Source organism: Sphingomonas asaccharolytica NBRC 15499 (assembly GCF_001598355.1).
Classification (GTDB): Bacteria; Pseudomonadota; Alphaproteobacteria; order Sphingomonadales; family Sphingomonadaceae; genus Sphingomonas; species Sphingomonas asaccharolytica.
Window position 1 is genome coordinate 1 of the sequence record NZ_BCYU01000078.1, and the last position, 19,422, is coordinate 19,422.

The 19,422-nt window shown below is 65.0% G+C and carries 19 protein-coding genes; 11 read left to right on the top strand and 8 right to left on the bottom strand.

Annotated features, from left to right (window positions below; translation table 11 throughout):
- Positions 1-141: 141 nt before the first annotated feature.
- Positions 142-714, bottom strand: coding sequence for a CC0125/CC1285 family lipoprotein (locus tag SAS01S_RS17645; protein ID WP_066811665.1), 573 nt, complete (start codon positions 712-714; stop codon positions 142-144).
- A 299-nt stretch (positions 715-1,013) separates the two neighbouring features.
- Between SAS01S_RS17645 and SAS01S_RS17650 the strand changes: the two genes are divergently transcribed.
- Complete coding sequence (locus tag SAS01S_RS17650; RefSeq protein WP_066811666.1) at positions 1,014-2,111, top strand: carbohydrate porin; 1,098 nt, start codon at positions 1,014-1,016, stop codon at positions 2,109-2,111.
- Positions 2,112-2,137: 26 nt separating this feature from the next.
- Here SAS01S_RS17650 and SAS01S_RS17655 read toward each other — a convergent pair whose 3' ends face one another.
- From SAS01S_RS17655 to hpnI, 5 genes are read right to left on the bottom strand one after another with little or no spacing between them, the layout of a single operon-like run.
- A complete protein-coding gene (locus tag SAS01S_RS17655) occupies positions 2,138-3,103 on the bottom strand; it encodes a lysylphosphatidylglycerol synthase domain-containing protein (RefSeq protein WP_245656982.1) in 966 nt (321 codons plus the stop codon).
- Between the two features lie 20 nt (positions 3,104-3,123).
- Positions 3,124-4,032: an aminomethyltransferase gene (locus SAS01S_RS17660; protein ID WP_066811671.1), complete on the bottom strand. Its 909-nt coding sequence runs from the start codon at positions 4,030-4,032 to the stop codon at positions 3,124-3,126.
- Positions 4,033-4,043: 11 nt separating this feature from the next.
- The gene (gene hpnK, locus SAS01S_RS17665) at positions 4,044-4,874 is read right to left on the bottom strand and encodes a hopanoid biosynthesis-associated protein HpnK (RefSeq protein ID WP_066811672.1); all 831 of its coding nucleotides are present in this window, start codon (positions 4,872-4,874) and stop codon (positions 4,044-4,046) included.
- Positions 4,875-4,881: 7 nt separating this feature from the next.
- The gene (gene hpnJ / locus SAS01S_RS17670) at positions 4,882-6,327 is read right to left on the bottom strand and encodes a hopanoid biosynthesis associated radical SAM protein HpnJ (RefSeq protein WP_084239162.1); all 1,446 of its coding nucleotides are present in this window, start codon (positions 6,325-6,327) and stop codon (positions 4,882-4,884) included.
- Positions 6,324-7,490 (bottom strand): bacteriohopanetetrol glucosamine biosynthesis glycosyltransferase HpnI, encoded by a 1,167-nt coding sequence (hpnI, locus tag SAS01S_RS17675; protein ID WP_066811673.1) that lies wholly within the window; start codon positions 7,488-7,490, stop codon positions 6,324-6,326. The genes hpnJ and hpnI overlap by 4 nt, the downstream gene beginning before the upstream one ends.
- Before the next feature lie 46 nt (positions 7,491-7,536).
- Here hpnI and hpnA point away from each other — a divergent pair, with 46 nt between their 5' ends.
- The 7 genes from hpnA to SAS01S_RS17710 are packed head-to-tail and all read left to right on the top strand — an operon-like array spanning position 7,537 to position 15,175.
- Entirely contained in the window at positions 7,537-8,547 is a 1,011-nt protein-coding gene (gene hpnA / locus SAS01S_RS17680; protein WP_066811674.1) for a hopanoid-associated sugar epimerase, read from the top strand.
- The gene (locus tag SAS01S_RS17685; RefSeq protein WP_066811675.1) at positions 8,544-9,674 is read left to right on the top strand and encodes a glycosyltransferase; all 1,131 of its coding nucleotides are present in this window, start codon (positions 8,544-8,546) and stop codon (positions 9,672-9,674) included. Before hpnA ends, SAS01S_RS17685 begins: the two co-directional genes overlap by 4 nt.
- Entirely contained in the window at positions 9,671-10,495 is an 825-nt protein-coding gene (gene hpnC / locus SAS01S_RS17690; RefSeq protein WP_066812077.1) for a squalene synthase HpnC, read from the top strand. Before SAS01S_RS17685 ends, hpnC begins: the two co-directional genes overlap by 4 nt.
- The gene (hpnD, locus tag SAS01S_RS17695; RefSeq protein ID WP_066811676.1) at positions 10,492-11,328 is read left to right on the top strand and encodes a presqualene diphosphate synthase HpnD; all 837 of its coding nucleotides are present in this window, start codon (positions 10,492-10,494) and stop codon (positions 11,326-11,328) included. Before hpnC ends, hpnD begins: the two co-directional genes overlap by 4 nt.
- Entirely contained in the window at positions 11,325-12,581 is a 1,257-nt protein-coding gene (hpnE, locus tag SAS01S_RS17700; protein ID WP_066812079.1) for a hydroxysqualene dehydroxylase HpnE, read from the top strand. Before hpnD ends, hpnE begins: the two co-directional genes overlap by 4 nt.
- Before the next feature lie 9 nt (positions 12,582-12,590).
- On the top strand, positions 12,591-14,528 hold the full coding sequence (gene shc, locus SAS01S_RS17705) for a squalene--hopene cyclase (RefSeq protein WP_066811682.1): 1,938 nt from the start codon (positions 12,591-12,593) through the stop codon (positions 14,526-14,528).
- The gene (locus tag SAS01S_RS17710; RefSeq protein ID WP_066811683.1) at positions 14,525-15,175 is read left to right on the top strand and encodes a phosphorylase family protein; all 651 of its coding nucleotides are present in this window, start codon (positions 14,525-14,527) and stop codon (positions 15,173-15,175) included. The genes shc and SAS01S_RS17710 overlap by 4 nt, the downstream gene beginning before the upstream one ends.
- 15 nt (positions 15,176-15,190) lie before the next feature.
- Here SAS01S_RS17710 and hpnH read toward each other — a convergent pair whose 3' ends face one another.
- Both hpnH and ispH read right to left on the bottom strand, forming a co-directional pair.
- Positions 15,191-16,336 (bottom strand): adenosyl-hopene transferase HpnH, encoded by a 1,146-nt coding sequence (gene hpnH, locus SAS01S_RS17715; protein ID WP_066811684.1) that lies wholly within the window; start codon positions 16,334-16,336, stop codon positions 15,191-15,193.
- 9 nt (positions 16,337-16,345) lie between these two features.
- On the bottom strand, positions 16,346-17,314 hold the full coding sequence (gene ispH, locus SAS01S_RS17720) for a 4-hydroxy-3-methylbut-2-enyl diphosphate reductase (RefSeq protein WP_157082885.1): 969 nt from the start codon (positions 17,312-17,314) through the stop codon (positions 16,346-16,348).
- 193 nt (positions 17,315-17,507) lie between these two features.
- Here ispH and SAS01S_RS17725 point away from each other — a divergent pair, with 193 nt between their 5' ends.
- From SAS01S_RS17725 to SAS01S_RS22290, 3 genes are all read left to right on the top strand, one after another.
- Complete coding sequence (locus SAS01S_RS17725; protein WP_066812071.1) at positions 17,508-18,101, top strand: ABC transporter substrate-binding protein; 594 nt, start codon at positions 17,508-17,510, stop codon at positions 18,099-18,101.
- Positions 18,098-19,159 (top strand): MlaA family lipoprotein, encoded by a 1,062-nt coding sequence (locus SAS01S_RS17730; protein ID WP_157082886.1) that lies wholly within the window; start codon positions 18,098-18,100, stop codon positions 19,157-19,159. Before SAS01S_RS17725 ends, SAS01S_RS17730 begins: the two co-directional genes overlap by 4 nt.
- Positions 19,160-19,271: 112 nt before the next feature.
- Positions 19,272-19,422, top strand: a 151-nt coding sequence (locus SAS01S_RS22290; RefSeq protein ID WP_157082887.1) for a 1-deoxy-D-xylulose-5-phosphate synthase N-terminal domain-containing protein, incomplete at its 3' end; no start/stop codon positions are given.

Sequence of the window (19,422 nt, forward strand, 5' to 3'; positions counted from 1 at the left end):
TCTTCTTCCTTCTTCTTTGGCTTCGGCCGCCCGGAAGAAGAAAGAAGACCCTCACCCAACCTCTCCCGCAAGCGGGAGAGGAGTAAAAAAAAAGGCCGGGGATCGCTCCCCGGCCTTTTCGTTTCAGTGCTGTCGCCCAGCTTATTTGGGCATGACGATCGTCGGTCCGATATTGGCAATCACTGACTTGGCATCGAACGCTCGGACATTGCCCGCGGGCTTGGGGCCCTTGCCCATTACGATCTCGGCGACGGCCTCGTATTTCTCGACCGTGTTAACGTCGATATTGCGGTCGAAGAAGGGATCGCCCCAGAACGGGTCCCAGCTCCGCCAGCCGAAGCCGCGGCCATAATAACGCCAGCGCGGGCCCCAGAGCCCGCCGCCATAAGGACCGCCGAAGTCGTTGACATAGGTCCGCGTCTTCTTGTCGGTGTCGCGGTCGGCCATGACAAAATAGTCGTAACCCTGCTGCTCGGTCAGCTCCGCTGCCCGAAACAGCAAATAGCGCTCGACCGTATCGCGCGAAGTCATAGTATTGCCAGCAAAGGTAACCTGGAAGCGGTTCGCCTCGATCTGGCGATCGCTATACCCTTCGCGCGAGAAGCCGGCGCCGGTCGCCGGACGATAGGTAGTTTCGGTCATGCAGCCCGCGAGCATCAATGATGTCGCGGCGACTGCGCCCATCAGGGCAACGCGACCTAAGGAAGACGTCATTTTAAATCTCCGTTCACCGGGAGGAAGCAACGCTCCATCCTACCCCGCCCTCTTGGAACGCAGAATGAACGGATTTTGCTCCATATGCCAGCGGCGTAACGATCGGTTGGTCGCATCTCCTTCGATCGACCCCGGCAAGCGCAGCTGCAACTCCCGATCGTCGGCAGGATAGGATGTATTATAACATTCTATAATGCATTGATCTCCACAACGCTTCCCGATACGCGCGGCCGGTCGGAGGGACCGGCGGAAACGATCGGTGCAATCTCGTGCAAAGGTTCTTACGTCTGGCCTGTGGCGTGATCGCCCTTGTTGCACCCGGGGCGGCAAGGGCCGACGACGCGCCGTCGGCCGACTTGCGCTACACGACCGACATCATTGGCGTGGCCGCCGGCGGCGAACGGCGCGGCGTGCGCTGGATGGGGCGGCTGGACCTCGATCTCGATAGCGGCACCGATCTGTTCGGGGTGGCAGGCGCGCATGCCCATGCCGATATCTTCCTTCTCCATGGCGGCGGCTTTTCGGCGCGTGAGGCTGGCGATGCCCAGGTCGTCAGCAATATCGATGCGCCATATGCGATCCGGCCGTTCGAAGCCTGGGTCGAAGCGCCGCTGGGTGGCGGTGTCAGGGCCAAAGCCGGGCTGATCGACCTCAACAGCGAATTCGACGTGCAATCGGTCGGGGCGCTGTTCCTCAACAGCTCGTTCGGCATCGCGCCTGATTATTCGCAATCCGGATTGAACGGCCCGTCGATCTTTCCGGTTACATCGCCGGGCGTGGTCGTCGCGATCGAACGGCCGCGCTGGACTATACGCGCCGCCATGTTCGACGCGGTGCCGGGAAACCCCGACCATCCGCACCGCACGCTTCCCGGCCCGGTCGGTCGCGGCGGAGCGCTGCTGTCGGCCGAAGGTGAGGTGAAGGTCGGTGACGGTGGCGAACTACAGTTGGGCGCCTGGTATTATACCGATCGCTTCGCGCGACTCGACGGCACCGGCCGCGGTCGTAGCGCCGGTGGTTATGTCCAGTACGAGCAGGTCCTTGCCGGTAACGAGAAGACCGGCGGACTCAGGGGCTGGCTCCGAGCGGGACATGCGGCAGCCGAGGTCAATGACATTGGAATGTATGTTGGTGGAGGATTCTCCTGGGGAACTGACGATCTGTCCTACGGTATTGCTGTTGCCCATGCACGATTGGGCGATCCGGCCCTGCGAGCCTTTGCCGCCGAGTCGATGCCGCGACGGCGTGCCGAGACCGCGATCGAAGTCACCGCGACGCGTCGATTGAGCAAGTGGTTGCAGGTGCAACCCGACGTGCAATATGTCCGCCATCCGAGCTGGGGCGCTGCCGCCGACGCGCTGGTTTTGGGATTGCGCCTGCATTTCGCGGTCAAGTGAGCCGCCTCATCCCGTGTGACGAGGCTTTACCTGCCGCCAGCTCCGGCGGCGATGTGGCGCGCCTCGGCGAATTGCCAGCACAATAAGGTCGGCAAGCCGATCACCACGTCCCGCGCGCGCTTGGCGAGCGACAGCGCGAGCGCGCTTTCGGGCGGGAGGCCGAATAATGGTGCGGCCAGCGCATAGGCCACTTCCTGCACACCCAGCGCACCGGGAATGAAGAAGGCGACGCTGCGCAGCGTGAAAATCAGGCTTTCGAGCGAGAGCACGTCCCATAGCGAGATCGCCACACCCATCAGATGCAGCGCCAGCCAGCCGCCCACAGCGCTCGCTACCCAGGCGGCGAGGTTGAAGCCAAACGCGATCGCCACCCGGTCGCGCCGCAGATAAATCCGCGCGAGCTCGGCGCGGATATCGCTGAATGCGACTTGCGATCCCGGTACGAAGCGTTCCCCGATGCGTCCGGTGAGGTCGAGCGCCGAGCGTTGCGCGACGAAGAAGAACAGGATGATCACGACCATGATCGCGGTCCCGCCCAGGATAGCGGGACGCAGCGACGCGGCCGCGCCATCGCCGATCAGCAGCGATGCGATCAGTGCCAGCCCGAACAATGTATAGACCAATTGCGCCGCCATCTCGGTCGTCAGGTCGACGACCAGGGAGCCATAGACGCGTGAGGTCGGAATGCCGGCAACTGAAAGCGAGCGCGCGGCGACCACGATGCCGCCGAGCTGCGAGAAGGGCAGCAGATCCGATACCGCCTCGCGCAGCATTCGCGCCCAGGTGAACCGGCCGATTCGCTCCGTCCGCTCGCCGGGCGCGGCGGCGAGCCAGGCGGCGCCGAGAAGCAGGAACGTCCCGAGCGACCAGGCGCAGAACAGTAGGAAGCCGCCTAGCCCGAGCCGGCGCGCCACGGCGACGATATCTGCGAACCCGGTGGCGCCGAACGTCCAGATCGCGACAATCAGTCCAACGACCGTGGCGAGCAGCAAGCCCGCGCTGGTGGAAATCTTCAGGCGGTATCTCCCGCCGGCCTGGCTGCGCGCATGACCTTCAATGCCAGCCGGATCATCGCCGGCACGAAGCGCGGGCGGATCAGCCGTGAATCATACCCCGCCAGTCGCCGATCGTTCTCGGACAGGCAGATCCGCGCCAGCTCGGCAAAGCTGACTTCGACGCCCAGCTCCTTCGAGCCATTGAGCGTGAAGTTGTTCTCCTGCGCCTTGCTATTGTCCCCCATGCCCTTGGCCATATCGATCCGTTCCCAGATCAGGAAGAGCCAAACGACAATGACCTTGGCTTCGAAATAGGGCCGCCGCCACCACGGCATGTTACGCCGCCACCAGGCGACCCAGTTGACGAAGAACAGGATGTGCCGTCCTTCCTCGCGCATCACCGGCTCGAACGTCTCGATCAGTTCGGGCGGGAAGAAGCCGGTATCCTTGGCGAGTTTGAACAGGCCGAAGCCGAAGAAACTGTCGATACACTCGGAATAGCCCGAGCGCATGAATGCCCATTCCACGTCCTTCGGCTTACGGTAATCCGGCTCGGGCTGTAGCTCGATTCCGTAGGACTGGACCATGTCGGCGAGCACGACCTTGTGCCGGCGCTCCTCGAACGCGTCCATCTGGACCGCGGCTTTCAACAACGGATCCTCGACCGTCTCGCTGAACGTCTTGACGAACAGGCCGGTGCGGCCCTCGGTCTGCACCGCCATGTCCCAGATCGGCAGCGAGACGATCTTCTCGCGCGTCTCCGGCTCGAGCTCGGGCCAGTCGATCAGCGCCGGCCGGTAGGGATCGTGCGTATCCAGGATCATGCGGCTGAACAGCATCAGATGTTCGGGAGAGCCGAGCCGCACCGGACCGGTGGGCAGCGGCGCGTCGGTGTCGAACTCCCCCCAATCGGGCACGAGGTTCATCGGCTGGTCCTTCAGGCAAAGTCGGCGAAATGGCCGAGGGCGACGCGCTCGCGCGTCAGGATGGTCTTGGCAAGCGGGTCGGTGAGGGCAGCCAGTTCGCCGCGATAATCGTAACCGGGCGCCGATCCCGGATAGGCGCCGGTCGCGGGATGGGTGTAGATTTCGGTCAGGCCGTCCGGGAGCCGCTCCAGGATGCCGTGCACTCTGTCGGCGGTCATCGCGCCCGACCAGGCAAGCCCGAACACCTGATCGGGGACGAGCATCCCGGCGCGGCGCATCCGCGCGCGAACCAGACGAGCCCAAGCCGTCTCGATGCGTGGACCGGTATCGGTTCCGTCGACAAGGCACAGTAGAGCGCGAGGTTCGATCGGCGCTCTCACCGCACGCATGCCGTAACGCCGTCCAACTTTCAGGATGGTGCCGGCGATGGTCGGATGGAGGTGGAAATGCTTGTGCGCATTGACATGGTCGAGCGCCAGTCCGGTCGCAGCGAAGGCGGCGAATTGCGCCTCTATCTCGGCCGCCAATTGCCGCCGCGCGGCGGGAGTGGTGAAGATGGTGACGCCGGCGCGCGCCATGTCGGTGCGGAATTGGCCCGTGGCATCGACCAGTGCGGGAATGCGATCGGCTGGCAATATTGGCCTGCCGTCGACCAGGACGATGTGCAGCCCGACGCCGAGTTGGGGAAGGGTGCGGGCGCGCGCCACGGCATCGGCCGCGGCATTGCCCGCCACCATCAGCGAAGCCGCGGTCAGGATGCCGTCGCGATGCGCGCGGTCGACCGCCTCGTTGACTTCGGGCGAGGCGCCGAAATCGTCGGCGGTGACGACCAGCCGTTTCACGTTGCGCTCAGGTGGCTTCCTTGCGGCGCCGCAGGAAGTCGAAGAATTCGACGCCTTCGCGCAGGCGGCGCTTCATCATGTCGAAATCGCGCACCATTTCCCACACGATCGACCCGATCTTGGACGGCCGGAAGTAGAAGCGCTTGTAGAATTCCTCAACCTTGTCGAAAATCACCGTCGACGGCAGATGCGGATAGCTCAGCTGGGCAATCTGATTGCCGCCATCGGTCAGCAAATGGTCGGTACCGTCGAACCAGCCATTTTCGGTCGCCTGCTTGAACAGGAAGGTGCCCGGATAAGGCGCGGCGAGCGACACCTGGATGGTGTGCGGGTTGATTTCCTTGGCGTAATTGATCGTCTCTTCGATCGTTTCCTCGGTTTCGCCGGGCAGGCCGAGGATGAAGGTGCCGTGGATCACGATGCCGAGCTCGTGGCAATCCTTGGTGAATTGCCGTGCGACGTCGGTGCGCAGGCCCTTCTTGATGTTGTGCAGGATCTGCTGGTTGCCGCTCTCATAGCCGACCAGCAGCAGCCGGCAGCCGCCGGCTTTCATCGCTTCGAGCGTCTTCCTCGGCACATTGGCCTTGGCATTGCAGCTCCACGAGACGCGGAAGCCTGGTTTGCCGAAACCAAGTTCGCCAAGGGCGCGCGACAGCTCCTCGATCCGCGGGGCGTTGTCGGTCAGCGTGTCGTCGTCGAAGAAGATCTCCTTGACCTCGGGCATGGCCTCCAGGACGTATTTCACTTCCTCGATGACATGGCCGATCGAGCGGGTGCGGTAATTATGCCCGCCGACGGTCTGCGGCCACAGGCAGAAGGTGCAGCGGCTCTTGCAGCCGCGGCCGGTGTAGAACGAGACGTACGGGTGCTTCAGATAGCCGCCGAAATATTTCTCGATCTGGAGATCGCGCTTGTAGATCGGCGAGACGAACGGCAGCGAATCCATATCCTCGATGACCGCGCGATCCTTGTTGTGGACGATCGAGCCGTCGGCATCGCGGTAGGAAATGCCATGGACTTCGCTGAGCGGCATGCCTTTGGCGATATCGAGGATCGTGAAGTCGAATTCGTTGCGGCAGACGAAGTCGACCGCGGTCGATGCCTCCAGCGACTTCTGGGTCTCGACCGCGACCTTGGCACCGATCAGGCCGATCAACGCTTTCGGGTTGCGCGCGCGGATAAGCTCGGCGGTGTGAACGTCTTGGCGGAATGACGGCGTCGAGGTGTGAAGGATGATGAGATCCTTGTCGTCGACCTCATGCTTGATGTCGTCCCAGCCGAGATCATGCGCCGGCGCATCGATCAGCTTCGACCCCTCGATCAGCGCGGCGGGCTGGGCGAGCCAGGTCGGATACCAGAAGGAGCGCACCTCGCGCTTCATCTGATACCGGGCGCCGGCGCCTCCGTCATAACCGTCGAACGAAGGGGCTTGAAGAAACAGCGAGCGCATCATCGGAAAGGTAACTCCGGTTGGGCCGAGATCCGGCCACGTTGTGCCATTCTAAGTGTTGCGCCGCGCCAATCAACCGATCGCACCGTCAGGCTGGCGATAAATACCGTAAAAGTGAGGCAATCGCGCAGCGGCAGCAGCCATAACGGCGCGGTTCGAGCGCCGCCGAGTCGATCCGCGACGATGGTGGGGGAAAGGCGGGCAAGCAAAGCGAGGCCGGCAAGGACAAGGGCTGGCAGCGGAAGGATGGGAATCGCGAGCAAGGCGAGGGGGAATGGAATGGCGATCACGCCCATCGCATAGGCGATCGGCACGACATCGCGAACCGTCGCGCCCCAGCGCAGCTCGTGCCGCCACAGTTCACCGAAACTACGCTCGGTCGAGGCATGAGTGACCAGCATCGGCGGCATCGTGACCTCGAGCCCCAGCGCCGCGACCGCCTCGCCGATCGCGTAATCGTCGGCCAGCACGTCGGCGAACGCCGCGAACCCGCCGATCGCGGCCAGCGTCTCGCGCCGCATCGCGATGGTCGATCCCATACATGGCCGCGCCAGTACGTGCGCGGCGCCGAACACCACACCAGGCAGGAATTGCCAGCTCAGCCCGGCGGCGGCGATTCTCGACCAGAAACCGGCATCGCCGCGCCCATTATAGGCGATCGTCACCGCGCCCGTCCTGGGCATGTCGAGCGCCGCGAGCAGGCGCGACAGGTAATCGGGGTTCACCGTCATATCGCTGTCGCTCAGCACCACGACCCCATGGACGATATGCGGCTCGAGATTGATCAGATTGGCGATCTTGCCATTGGCGCCGTGCGATGTCGGATCGACGATCAAGTCGATCCGTGCTTGAGGAAACCGTGTCCGAAGCGCCTCGACCGCGGCAATCGCGGGATCGTCGGGACGCTGGACGCCGCACAGCAACTGGACCGGCCCGTCATGATCCTGCTCCAGGAATGTCGCGAGATTGTCGGCAAGACGCGGCTCGGCCCCGCGCAGGGGCTTCAGGATCGTCACCGCGTCGTTGCGGCGCGCCGCCACTGCCACGGGTGAAAAGAAAGAACGCAGCGTGATCGCAGCCGCGACCATATAGGCCGAGCCGATCAGGCTCAGCCCCAGTACTGCCCATGCCAGTCCAGCGATGATCGCGATCGGGACGTTTGCCATGCCTGCTCCTCTATCCGGCGCCGCAGGTCCTGTGTAGAGCGCGCACGTGGGTCAGTCCGACGCATCATCTCCATTTGTCCTCGTCACCGGCGTTTCCGGCTTTGTCGGTTCGGCCGTGGCACGTTCACTGGCTGCGCGCGGCGCGCGGGTGCGCGGCCTGGTTCGCGAATCGAGCCCGCGCGCGAACCTCACCGACTTTCCGGGCGAGCTCGTCGAGGGCGATCTGCGCGATGCCGAGGGGGTCGCACGGGCAATGACCGGCGTGCGCCATCTCTTCCACGTCGCTGCCGATTATCGCCTGTGGGCGCCCGATCCGGAGGAGATCGTTCGCAACAACGCAACGACGACGCGGATCGTGATGGAGGCGGCGCTCGCGGCCCAGGTCGAGCGCATCGTCTATACGTCGAGCGTCGCCACGCTGATACCTTGCGATAGCGAGCCCGCCGACGAAAGCCGCGCGGCGGCGCCGGATCAGGTGGTCGGCGCTTATAAGCGAAGCAAGGTCGTGGCCGAGCGGCTGGTCGAGGACATGGTCGCCGCGCGCGGCCTGCCCGCGGTGATCGTTCAGCCCACCACGCCGATTGGCCCGCGCGACGTCAGGCCCACGCCGACCGGGCGCATCATCGTCGAAGCGGCGAACGGCAGGATGCCGGCATTCGTCGATTCCGGCCTCAATCTCGTCCATGTCGACGACGTCGCCGCCGGGCATTTACTCGCGTACGACAAGGGGAGGATTGGCGAGCGCTACATCCTGGGCGGACGGGATGTGATGCTGGGCGACATGCTGGCCGAAATCGCCGCGATCGTCGGCCGCAAGGCGCCCGTGATTCGCATCCCCCGGGCGCCGCTTTTCCCCTTTGCCTGGATGAACGAGCAGATCGCGCGGGTCACTGGCGGCGATCCGTTCCTCAATATGGATTCGCTGAAGATGGCGAAGCACCGCATGTTCTTCACTTCGGCCAAGGCGGAGGCCGAATTCGGCTATCGCGCGCGGCCGCATAGCGAGGCGCTGGCCGATGCGATCGCCTGGTTCCGCGATGCGGGGATGGTGCGGTGATCTGGACGATCGTCGCCGGGCTGTCGCTGGCGATCTGGCTGGCGCTGATCTTTGCCCGGCACGGTTTCTGGCTGGCGCGCGAGCGCGACACGCGCGACATGCCGGCCGATCCCGGGCACTGGCCCGATGTAGTGGCGGTGGTGCCGGCGCGCGACGAGGCCGACGTCATCGCGCGCTCGATCGGCAGCCTCGCCGCGCAGGAATACCCCGGACGTTTCCACATAATCCTGATGGATGATTCGTCGAGCGACGGCACCGCCGACATCGCCCGCGCGCTGGGATCCGATCGGGTCGAGGTGGTGCGCGGCCTGCCGCTCGCGGCCGGCTGGACCGGCAAGTTATGGGCAGTCTCGCAAGGCATCGAGCGCGCCGGGACCGCGCCGACCTGGCTGTGGCTCACCGACGCCGATATCGACCATGCGCCGGACACGTTGCGAACGCTCGTCGCGCGTGGGGAGGCGGGGGGGCTGACCCTGGTCAGCCTGATGGCTCGGCTGCGCTGCGATAGTATCGCCGAACGGATGCTGATCCCGGCGTTCGTGTTCTTCTTTCAGCTGCTCTACCCGTTCGGGCTGGTCAACCGCTCCGGCGGGATCGGCGGCGCCGCCGGCGGGTGCATGCTGGTGCGGCGCGAGGCGTTGGAGGCGGCGGGGGGCATCGTGGCGATTCGCGATGCGCTGATCGACGATTGCACGCTGGGGGCGTTGCTAAAGCGACAGGGGCGCATCTGGCTGGGCCTCACCGACCGGTCGCAGAGCATCCGGCCCTACAACAGCTTCAGCGCGGTGGCGGCGATGATCTCGCGCTCGGCTTATGCCCAGTTGCGCTATTCGCCATTGCTGCTCGCGGGCACGCTGTTGGGCCTGCCGCTGGTCTATGCCGCGCCGCCGTTGCTTGCGCTTTTCGGTCACGGCGCCGCGCGGTTCGCTGGGATCGCCGCCTGGGCGCTGATGGCGATCGCGTTTCAGCCGATGCTCGCTTTCTATCGCCGCTCGCCGCTTTGGGGCGTGGCGTTGCCGTTGATCGCGGCTTTCTACGCCGGCTGCACCTTGCTATCGGCCTGGCAACACATGCGCGGTCGTGGCGGCATGTGGAAAGGTCGGGCGCAAGCAGCGGCGGGGCGATGACAGACGTAACCGACCTTGCTTCGGGCAAGAATCACACTGACGAGAACTTCCCGGTGGCGAGCTTCCTGCTCCGCCCCGAACATCGCGCGCCGGTCATGGCCTATTACCGCTTCGCCCGTGCGGCGGACGATATTTCCGACAATGCGCAGGCCTCTCCCGAGACCAAGCTCGACTTGCTCGCCCAGATGCGCGCGGGCTTGGACGGAAAAGGCGCGCCAGAAGCGATGGCGCTGGCCGAGGTGATGGCCGCGCGGCGGATCGATCCGGTTCATGCCCATGACCTGCTCGATGCGTTCGTCCGCGACGTGACCGTCACCCGCTACCGCGACTGGGACGACCTGATCGGTTATTGCCGGCTCTCGGCGATGCCGGTCGGGCGCTATGTCCTCGACGTGCATGGCGAAAGCCGCGAGACGTGGCCCGCCAATGACGCTTTGTGCGCGGCGCTGCAGGTAATCAATCATCTCCAGGATTGCGCCGAGGATTATCGCGAGCTCGACCGGGTCTATATCCCGCTCGATACCGGGCTGCGTGTCGAAGACCTCGGCGGAGCGCGCGCGACGCCGAAGCTGCGGGCGATCCTCACCGATCTCGTTGGACGGACCCGGCAGCTGCTCGATTCGTCCGCCGGTTTCGCCGCGCTGATCCGCGACCGGCGGCTGGCGGCGGAAGTGGCGGCGATCCACCGGCTGGCACTCAGCCTGTGCGATCGTCTCGAGCAGCGCGATCCGCTCGGCGAGCGCGTCCATCACGGCAAGGTCGAAGCGGGCTGGATCGCGCTCGGAGCCGCGCTTCCCGTGCTTTTCAGGCGCGCAGCATGAGCGACACCGCCGTCACCGCGCCGGCAACACAGGCCGCAGGCAGCTCCTTCTATGCGGGCATGCGCATGTTGCCCAAGGCCGAGCGCGAGGCGATGTACGCGATTTACGGCTTCTGCCGCGCGGTCGACGATATTGCCGACGACCAGCGGGGTGAGCGGGAAGGGCGGGCGGTGGCGCTCGACCGCTGGCGCCGCGACCTCGACTCGCTCTATGCTGGCGGCGATCCCGGACAGGCGGTACTGGTGGCGGAGGCGGTGCGCCGCTTCGATCTCGACCGCGCCGATTTCGAGGCGGTGATCGACGGCATGGCGATGGACGTGGCCCGCGACATCCGTTGGCCGGCAATGGCGGAGCTTGACCTCTATTGCGATCGGGTGGCGTCGGCGGTCGGCCGGCTGTCGGTGCGCGTGTTCGGGATGCCGCACGAGCCCGGCCTCGAGCTCGCGCACCATCTCGGCCGCGCGCTCCAGCTCACCAATATCCTGCGCGATATCGATGAGGATGCCGAGATCGGCCGTGTCTATCTGCCGGCGGAAGCGCTGAGCGATGCCGGGATTGCGTTGACCACCCCCGATCAGGTCGCCGCCGATCCGCGCATCGACCAAGCGGTCCGCCCGCTGGTGGCGCGAGCGCACGGTCATTATGGCGCCGCCAATGCCATTCTCGCCGCGCGGCCCGCCGGGCATCTGATCGCGCCGCGGCTGATGGAAGCGGTCTATTCGAAGCTGCTCAAGCGGATGGAAGTCACCGGCTGGGCGCCGCCGCGCCAGCGGGTGAAGGTCAGCAAGCCGGCCTTGCTGTGGACGGTGGCGCGGCTGCTGGTGATTCGGTGACGTTCGCGCGAGCGACGATAGCGGGGGCCGGTCTCGCCGGGCTGTCGGCGGCGGTGCGGCTGATTGAAGCCGGACTGTCTGTCCGCATCGCCGATTCCGCGGCTCAGGCGGGTGGCCGGTGCCGCTCCTATCACGATCCGCAGCTCGGTCTGACGATCGACAATGGCAATCATCTGGTGCTTGCGGGAAACAGATCGGTCGCGGCGTTCCGCACGACAATCGGCGCGGCGACGCCGCTTGCCGGGCCCGACCATGCCGATTTCGCTTTCGTCGATCTCTCTGGCGGCGACCGCTGGACGATCCGGATGAACGATGGCGTGCTGCCCTGGTGGGTGCTGTCGAAGCGGCGGCGCGTGCCGGGAACGGGTGCGCTGGACTATCTCAGGCTCGCCCGGTTGTTGACCGGCTCCGCTGCGGATGCGGTCGGCGATCGGATCGATGTGACAGGGCCGGTTTGGGACAAACTGATCGCGCCAGTGCTGCTCGCGGTGCTCAACACGCCGCCCGAAACCGGCTCGGCCCGGCTGACCGCGGCGGTCCTCCGCGAATCGCTGCTACGCGGCGGCAAGGCGACGTTGCCACGCATCGCCGAGCCGAGCCTGGCCGCGGCGTTCATCGACCCGGCTTTGGCGTGGCTTGCAGCTCACGATACCCCTTTCACGCTGGGGAGGCGGCTCCGCGCGATCGAAATGCTCGGCGATCGAGTCACGGCGCTCGATTGGGGCGCGGGTCCCGAGCCCTTGGCCGATGACGAGGTCGTGATCCTTGCCGTGCCGCCCTGGGTGGCGACCGCGCTCTTGCCGGAGATTCCGGCACCCGACGCATTCCATGCGATCGTCAACGGTCACTTCGCGATCACGCCGCCGGACGGTGGGCCGGCGATGCTCGGCCTGCTCGGCGGCACTGCCGAATGGCTGTTCGCCTTTCCCGACCGGATTTCGGTCACGGTCAGCGCCGCCGACGCCATCGTTGATCTCGATCGCGAGGAACTGGCGCGACGTTTCTGGGCGGATATCCAGAAAGCCTATCGCTTCAGCGCGCCGATGCCCGCTTGGCAGATCGTCAAGGAAAAGCGCGCTACCTTCGCCGCGACGCCCGAGCAGGACGAGAGGCGCCCGGCTGCGGCGACGCGCTGGCGTAACCTGTTCCTGGCCGGCGATTGGACGCGGACGGGGCTTCCCGCGACGATCGAGGGCGCGCTCAGGTCGGGCGAGACCGCTGCGCGCTTGGCGATTGGCGCCAGGACGCGCTAACGCACCGACATGGCCACCAAGCTTCAGTCAGCCGATCCGTTTGCCGCGATCGATATGGCGGTCGATCGTGCCGCCGCGGCGTTGACCGCCGCGCAGCGCCCCGACGGCCATTGGGTGTTCGAACTGGAGGCGGACTGCACCATCCCGGCCGAATATGTGCTGTTGCGCCATTATCTCGGCGAGCCGGTCGACGAAGTACTGGAAGCGAAGATCGGTCGTTATCTCCGTCGGATCCAGTCGCCGACGCATGACGGCTGGGGACTGTTCCACGCCGGCGGCTTCGACGTCAGCGCCAGCGTGAAGGCCTATTACGCGCTCAAGATGATCGGTGACGACCCGCAGGCGCCGCATATGGCGCGCGCGCGGACGGCGATCCTGGCGGCGGGCGGCGCGGCGGCGGTGAACGTCTTCACGCGCATCCAGCTCGCTTTGTTCGGTGCCGGGCCCTGGTCGACCGTGCCGACCATGCCGCCCGAGCTGATCCTGCTGCCTCGCTGGTTCCCGATCCATCTCTCCAAGATGAGCTATTGGGCGCGCACCGTCGTGGTGCCGCTACTCGTGCTGGGCGCCCTCAAACCCGTCGCGCGCAACGCCAAGGGCATCAAGGTCGATGAGCTCTATACGGGCGAGGCGGTACGTGCCGCGACCAAGGCAGCCGATCCCAAATGGCTATGGACCAAGGGGTTCAACGCGCTCGACCGATTGCTCAAGGCCGGCGACGATCTGTGGCCGACCAAGCTCCGGCAACGCGCGATCCAGGCCTGCGAGGCCTGGGTGGTCGAGCGGCTCAATGGCGAGGACGGGCTGGGTGCGATCTATCCGGCGATGGCGAACAGCGTGATGATGTTCGACCTGCTGGGCTATGCCGAGGACCATCCGGCCCGCGTGATCGCCCGGCAGTCGCTCGAGAATCTGCTCGTGGTCAAGAAGGACGAGGCCTATTGCCAGCCCTGCGTGTCGCCGGTGTGGGACACCGCGCTTGCGGCGCATGCGATGCTGGAGGTGGGGGGCGAGGCCAATATTGCCAGTGCCGATGCCGCGCTCGACTGGCTTAAGCCGCGCCAGGTGCTCGATATCGAGGGAGATTGGGCGGAGGAGCGGCCCGACGTGCGTCCGGGGGGCTGGGCCTTCCAATACAATAACGCGCACTACCCGGACCTCGACGATACCGCCGTGGTCGTGATGGCGATGGATCGCGCCGGGACGGCCGACCGGATGCCGATCGATCGCGGAGTCGAATGGACCGTCGGGTTGCAGTCGAAGAATGGCGGCTGGGGGGCGTTCGACGCCGACAATGCCTATGATTATCTCAACAATTTGCCGTTCGCCGATCATGGCGCGTTGCTCGACCCGCCGACCGCCGACGTCTCGGCGCGCTGCGTGTCGATGCTCGCCCAACTTGGCGAGCGGCGCGACAGCCCGCGCATGGGGGCGGCGATCGACTATCTGCGGCGCGAACAGGAGCCCGAGGGCAGCTGGTTCGGCCGCTGGGGAGTCAATTACATTTATGGCACTTGGTCGGTGCTGTGCGCGCTTAACGCCGCGGGATTCGGACCCGATGAGCCGATGGTGGCGCGCGCCGCTGGTTGGCTCAATGCAATCCAGAATCCCGATGGCGGCTGGGGCGAGGATTGCGACAGCTACGATCTCGATCGCACCGGCCATGTTCCTGCTCCGTCGACCGCGTCGCAGACCGCCTGGGCGCTGCTGGGCCTGATGGCGGCAGGCGAGGTGGACAGCCAGGCAGTGGCGCGCGGGATCGACTGGCTGGCCGCCAACCAGGATGCCGACGGGCTGTGGGGTCAGGAATATTATACCGGCGGCGGATTTCCGCGGGTCTTCTACCTCCGCTATCACGGCTATCCGAAATATTTCCCGCTCTGGGCGATGGCGCGCTACCGCAACCTCAAGCGCTCGAACACCAAGCGCGTCGCGGTCGGCATGTGACCTTGATCATCGCCTGCGGGCTCAAGCGCGAGGCGCGGATTTTCGATCGTCCCGGACGCGATATCGTCGTCGTCACCGGCGGCGGCGTTGCGGCGACGCTCGAGCGCGATCTCGACGACCAAGCGGAAATGTTTCCCGGCATTATCCTGTCATGCGGCATCGCCGGCGCGCTCGCCCCGTCGCTGCAACCCGGCGACGTAGTGATCGACGGCAATGTCGTCGTGGTCGAACGGCTAGGGCAGGCGTTGCCGCATGCTCATCGCGGCGGGATTTTGGGGAACGACGCGATCACCGCAACCGCGGCGGAAAAACGCATCCTCCACGAGCGGACCGGCGCGATTGCGGTCGACATGGAGAGCCACGTCGCCGCGCGCGTGGCGGTGCGCAAGGGGCTGCTGTTCGCCGCGCTACGGGTGATCTCGGATTGTGCCGACGACGATTTGCCCCCCGCGGCCTTGGTCGGGATGCGCCCGGACGGCGGAATGGCTTTGGGCGCGGTTCTCGCTTCGCTCGCGCGCAATCCCCGGCAACTACCGGCAGTGATCCGTACCGGGCGCCAAGCCGATCAGGCGTTTCGCAGCCTGGCACAGGCATTCGACGCGATTATCGGGGCCGGGATAGATCGGCTCGGACTGCCGGCCCGTTAAGGCCGGCAAACGGGATCACGCTGCGCGCTGGACCCGTTTGAAGCCTTCGGGATCGGCCGCCTTGATCTTGGCTAGTTCCAGCTCGACGTGCGAGGAATAGACGTCCTCGGCAGGCCGCGCAGCGGTCAGGTCGACGTCGGGCGCCATCGGGCCGTCGGTCTTCACGCCGTTGCGGCCAACCTTGAACATCTTGAGCGGATGGCGGATCGCGTCGGTCGCGGCAGTGCCCTCGAAACCGCAATGCGTCATGCAGTTCGAGCATTTCTCATACTTGCCGACGCCATATTTTTCCCAGTCGGTACCTTCCATCAGCTCCTTGAAGGTCGCGACATAGCCCTCACCGAGCAGGTAACACGGCTTCTGCCAGCCGAAGATCGTCCGCAGCGGCATCGACCAGGGCGTGCATTCATAGGTCTGGTTGCCGGCGAGGAAATCGAGGAACAGCGGCGAGTTGGTGAAGGTCCAGTCCTTGCCGCCATTGCCGCGCGCGAACACGTCGCGGAAGAATTTCTTGGTCCGCTCGCGGTTGAAGAAATGCTCCTGATCGGCAGCGCGCTCATAAGCATAGCCGGGTGAGATCGTGATCTCGACGCCAAGCGACTCCATCTCATCGAAGAACGTCGCCAGCCGCTCGGAATCGGCGCCGTCGAACACGGTGCAATTGACCTGCACGCGGAAGCCCTTGCTCTTAGCGAGCTTGATCGCGTCGATCGCGATTTCGTACGTGCCGTCGAGATCGACGGCATGGTCGTGCATCTGCTTGTCGCCATCGAGATGGATCGACCAGGTGAAGAATGGCGACGGTTCGTATTCGTCGATCTTCTTCTTGAGCAGCAATGCGTTGGTGCACAGGATCACCAGCTTTTTCTTGGCGATATAGCCCTTGACGATCCGCGCCATATCCTTGTGCAGCAGCGGCTCGCCGCCGGCGATCGAGACGGCCGGTGCGCCGCATTCGTCGATCGCTTCCATGCACTGTTCGTAGGACATGCGCTGGTTGAGGATCGGATCGGGATAATCGATCTTGCCGCAGCCGGGGCAGGCCAGGTTGCAGCGGAACAACGGCTCGAGCATCAGTACCAGCGGATATTTCCCGCCCTTGATATGCTGCGTCAGCGTATAGGCGCCGATCCGCGCGATCTGGGAAAGCGGTAAGGTCATCGGGGAATCCTATTCGGCCGCTGCGCGGGTGAGATTGCGCAACTGAGGGGGGAGCGTGAATTCGACATCTTCGGTGACGCCGTCCAACTGTTTCACCGAAACCGGGCGGACCGAGGCAATGGCGGCAATGACGCTTTCGATCAACTCGTCGGGCGCCGACGCGCCGGCGGTGATGCCGACGGTCGCGACGTCGTCGAACCATGCGGGGTCAACGCCGCCGCCATCGTCGACCAGATAGCTCGGCACGCCCATTTCGTCGCCGATTTCGCGTAACCGGCTCGAATTCGAACTGTTGCGCGCACCGACCACGATCAGCAGATCACTTTGCCGGGCGAGATCGCGGACCGCGGTCTGCCGGTTCTGCGTGGCATAGCAGATGTCGGCGACGTCAGGGCCCTGGACGTCCTCGAAGCGCTGATTGAGCGCCGCGATTACGCCGCGCGTATCGTCGACGCTGAGGGTGGTCTGGGTGATATAGGCGATCGGCGTATCCGTCGCGAGCGGCAGGGAGGCGACGTCGTCGGTGGTCGAAACGAGATGAATCGGCGCGTCGATCTGACCCATCGTACCGATCACCTCGGCATGGCCGGCATGGCCGATCAGCACGAGCGTCCGCCCCGCTTTGGCATAGCGACGACCCTGGACGTGGACCTTGGTGACCAGCGGACAGGTCGCATCGAGCACCGGCAGGCCGCGGGCGACCGCCGCTTCCTGGACCGATCGCGGCACGCCGTGCGCGCTGAAGATAGTCGGCGCCTCAGGCGGGATCTCATCCAGTTCGTCGACGAAAATCGCGCCCTTGCCGCGCAGCCGTTCGACGACATGACGATTGTGAACGATCTCATGCCGGACATAGACCGGCGCGCCATAGAGATCGAGCGCGCGCTCGACGATCTCGATCGCGCGGACCACGCCCGCGCAGAAACCGCGTGGATTTGCCAGCAGAACGTTGATCGAAGGCGAAGAAGGATCGGTCATTTTGTCCTGCATGCAATTCCGTCTTTCGAAATGCCGCGACCTGTTGGCGTCGGGTCGTGAGCGCACAGATAGTCGTTCACTCCCGGTTGCAAAAGACGCAATATTGCAACGCGGCAAAGAGTTTGCGTGCGACAAGGGTGGACGCCCTTACGCCGGGCGGGGTATTGCCCGACGGCCGATCAGGAGTGTTTTGATGCGTATCACTGTCTCCTCCGCCGTGTTGCTGGCGCTTGCGATTCCCGTTCCTGCCTTCGCCCAGACCGATCCCGCGCGCACCACGATACAGGCGCTCGACGACGGCCTGCTTGCGATCATGAAGGCGAAGGGAACGGTAAAGAGCCGTGCGGCGGCGATCGGCCCGATCATCGACCGCGCCTTCGACCTGGCGCTGATGACGCGACTCGCGGTAGGGCCGGCCTGGACGACGACGTCGCCGACCGATCAACAGGCGTTGGTCGCTGCCTTTCGCCGGATGACGATCGCCCAATATGCCAATAATTTCGATAGTTGGTCGGGCGAGCGATTCGCGATCGCGCCGCAGATCGAGACACGGGGCGGCGACAAGCTGGTGCGCACGACGCTGGCCACGCCGGGCAAGGCTGATATCCCGATCAGCTATCGCTTGCGCGCGAGCGGCGGGAGCTGGAAGATCATCGACGTCTTTTATCGCAATTCGATCAGCCAGATTGCGACGCGGCGATCCGATTTCGCGACGATCATGGCCAAGGGGGGAGCCAAGGCGCTGGTAACACATCTCGATGCCTTGGCGGCGAAGGGCGATTTTTGACGATCCCGCTTCTCCTTCCGGCGGTGGCGCTGATCGCCGCCCCGGCCCAAGAGCAAACGACACCGCCTCCGGCACCCCCGGTCGTGGCGCCGGCGCCTGTTGCTGGGTCGGCCCCGATCGTCGCGCCGGCGCCGATCGTCGTGCCAGCATCGCCGGTCGCCGACTCGCCGACGGTAAGCAGTTCGGCTGCGAGCCCCGAATTTGCGGACCCGCTCTCCGATCCCGAAACCGCCGTCCCAGCAACCGCCGGCGAGGCGCCGTTTCGGGCGACGGCGGTCGACCCCAATCGCGGAGATCCGCTGGAAGGGTTCAACCGCGCGATGTTCGGGATCCATCAGACGCTCGACAAGGCGATCTATCGGCCGCTCGCAATGGGTTACCAGCACGTCGTACCGAAACCGGTGCGATCGGGATTGCGCAATTTCTTCAGCAATTTGACTGAGCCGGTCGTGTTCCTGAACTATTTGCTCCAGTTCAAGTTCGGCAAGGCAGCGGAGACGCTGGTGCGGTTCACGGTCAATTCGACCCTGGGCGTCGGCGGGTTCTTCGACATTGCGAAGACGGAGGATTTCAAGCTTCCGCACCGCAATAACAGCTTTGGGGATACGCTGGCTTATTACGGTGTCGGGCCAGGCCCGTATCTATTTCTTCCCCTGGTCGGCCCCACCACCTTGCGGGATGCGCTGGGCGGGCCGGTGGACGGAGCCGTCCTCCCGGTCTCGATAGGCAAGCCGTTCACCGACTGGCGTTACCAATTTTCCAGCGGTTTGATCACCGGGCTCGATTTGCGCGCCGAATCTGATCCCGAATTGCGCGCCTTGTTCGGCGGCGCGGTGGATCCTTACGCGACCTTGCGGTCGGTCTGGCTGCAGAACCGCGCCGCCGAAGTCTCCGATTTGCACCACCACCGGCCGAAATTGCAGAGTCCGTCTGAACTCGACGACCCCTTGCGCGATCCAGGCGCGCCGGCAGCCCCGCGCCCCGAATCGGGCGCCCGGGAATTGCAGGATCCGCTGGCCGACCCGGCGGCTCCGATTCCAGCCGTGACGCCATATTGATGTTGCCCGATATCCGCCGGAATCCTGTGATTTCCTTGAAGGAGATTGACGCTGACCGACCGATTGTTTCGCGGCGTTGTTGGTTTAAGTTAGGCGCGGGAGCCGATAATAGATGACCATTTCATTCGAAACGCCGTTGCTCGACACCGTTTCGACGCCCGCGGATCTTCGTAATCTGAAGCCGGAGCAACTGCGCCAGCTGGCGGACGAGTTGCGCGCGGAAACGATTTCGGCAGTGGGGACGACCGGCGGCCATCTCGGCT

Excerpts from the sequence above, each read along its gene's own strand:
- hpnH (WP_066811684.1), bottom strand. The coding sequence starts at position 16,336 with ATGACCTTACCGCTTTCCCAGATCGCGCGGATCGGCGCCTATACGCTG.
- SAS01S_RS17645 (WP_066811665.1), bottom strand. The coding sequence starts at position 714 with ATGACGTCTTCCTTAGGTCGCGTTGCCCTGATGGGCGCAGTCGCCGCG.
- shc (WP_066811682.1), top strand. The coding sequence starts at position 12,591 with ATGGCCACCAAGCTTCAGTCAGCCGATCCGTTTGCCGCGATCGATATG.
- hpnI (WP_066811673.1), bottom strand. The coding sequence starts at position 7,490 with ATGGCAAACGTCCCGATCGCGATCATCGCTGGACTGGCATGGGCAGTA.
- hpnD (WP_066811676.1), top strand. The coding sequence starts at position 10,492 with ATGAGCGACACCGCCGTCACCGCGCCGGCAACACAGGCCGCAGGCAGC.
- SAS01S_RS17725 (WP_066812071.1), top strand. The coding sequence starts at position 17,508 with ATGCGTATCACTGTCTCCTCCGCCGTGTTGCTGGCGCTTGCGATTCCC.
- ispH (WP_157082885.1), bottom strand. The coding sequence starts at position 17,314 with ATGACCGATCCTTCTTCGCCTTCGATCAACGTTCTGCTGGCAAATCCA.
- hpnC (WP_066812077.1), top strand. The coding sequence starts at position 9,671 with ATGACAGACGTAACCGACCTTGCTTCGGGCAAGAATCACACTGACGAG.
- SAS01S_RS17660 (WP_066811671.1), bottom strand. The coding sequence starts at position 4,032 with ATGAACCTCGTGCCCGATTGGGGGGAGTTCGACACCGACGCGCCGCTG.
- hpnJ (WP_084239162.1), bottom strand. The coding sequence starts at position 6,327 with ATGATGCGCTCGCTGTTTCTTCAAGCCCCTTCGTTCGACGGTTATGAC.